Source organism: Bacillus litorisediminis, from assembly GCF_022808645.1.
GTDB lineage: Bacteria > Bacillota > Bacilli > Bacillales > JC228 > Bacillus_BF > Bacillus_BF litorisediminis.
Window position 1 is genome coordinate 1 of the sequence record NZ_JAKZKT010000112.1, and the last position, 1,619, is coordinate 1,619.

The following is a 1,619-nucleotide window of genomic DNA, read 5'->3' on the forward strand; positions in this document are numbered from 1 at the left end:
TCCTGAATCCGTGACATAAGGCGGTTACTTTTGAAGGTTTTGGAAAACCTGAATTTTCTGCCTTTTGCCACTTAAACTTTTTGTATAGAATTCTTTTTGGGTACATCAAATAAAACCTGCTTTCCTCGAGATTTTTTTACAGGCTATTTGACTACTTATTCAGTTTCCAACCTTTAGGTCGAAAACGATTGATACAGTCGCTTAAAAGTAGGAAACCAAGGGCTATGCTTCCCAAACTTCAAATATATTTTTCGAGAGTGATTAACTATTTTTGAAGCTAAAGTAATTAAGTTTTGGATCACTGTTTTCACACGCCTACGGAATACCTTTCTTTTCAATGGTGCATCTGATGTTTTTAAGCTTTCTTGCCCAATAATTCGAAGAAGATTATAAGTTAAGCAGCCAAGATGCAGGATCAAATCATTTGTGTCAAATTTCCCCGAAGGGAAACGTTCCAAATCCAGATCTGTTTTTAACTCACTATGGAACTGTTCACATGTACCATGTTCATGATAGAGGCTAATGACTTCCTCCGGTTCAACAGGTAGAAGTGTCCAATAACTTTCGAAATCAATATCAGGGACCAGAAGAATTTGCCCATTTTTATCGATGGTTCTCTCAGTCACTTTATAAATCTGACGGACTGGCGTTTTCATTCCTTTTGGGGTTACCTCCATCTTTCCATAGAAAACCCGTTTTCCTTCTCGTTCCTGAATACATTTACCGAATTGTTCAGCTACCATTAACCAGGTTTCAGGTTTTTCGCGTCTTGGATTTCGTTTGATAATGAAATTAGCCTTTTCACTTACGCAGACTTTTAGGTTTTCAATACTATCGTTCCCAGCATCCATTCGCACTAATAACGGTAAATCAGTAATGATCCGAGCATAGGAAATACTTTGTTTAAGAAAAATATCCGTTTCTTTTTGAACATGAGTGCTTCCCTCTCGAAGTTCTACGTTCACTACGTAACCCTCTTGACCTAAATAAGCAAAATTAGGGGAATACCCATCGCATCCTTTATAGGTACGACTTACTCCTTCTTTCTTGGTATTAGAGTTGTCGAATGGTGATACATCAATATCTAAAGGGACATATCCTTTTTCATCACTTGTGAAGGTCGAGGTAACTGGAGAATCAAATTCACTAATTAATTTAGCTGATTCCTCTAAAATAATGGATTTCCATCCCTTGACCTTTGCGATTTGGTCAAGACGTTGACGTAGGGTGGAACTTGAAGGAACTGTTTGTATATCAAGTGCACGGTAAAAGAATAGATCATCGCGGAACGGCTCAATATGGTCAAAGTCATTCTTACCTTGGCATAGTAATCCCACATAAGAAGTTGTAACATCGCCATTAAGAATGGCAGGAACAGATTTAATCTCGGGTACTTTTAAAGTTGAAAAACGTTTATGAAATTTTGTCTTTGATAAGAGTAACCCTATTAACCCCAGACCCGAATGGGTCGTCAATGTATCATCGGAATCTTCTAATATAAACTTAACCAATTTGAACACCTGCCTGGTGAAAAAAATTAATCAGTCAAAAATAGCTGATAACCTTATTATATCAGGCATTATGAGCAAGTTTATAAAGGATTTCGCTACGGATTCAGG

1 protein-coding gene is annotated in these 1,619 nt (G+C 37.3%); it reads right to left on the minus strand.

The genetic code is table 11. The features are described 5' to 3' along the window. Positions 1–173 precede the first annotated feature (173 nt). On the minus strand, positions 174–1,538 hold the full coding sequence (locus MLE14_RS22180; RefSeq protein WP_243300535.1) for an IS1380 family transposase: 1,365 nt from the start codon (positions 1,536–1,538) through the stop codon (positions 174–176). Between the last annotated feature and the right edge of the window lie 81 nt (positions 1,539–1,619).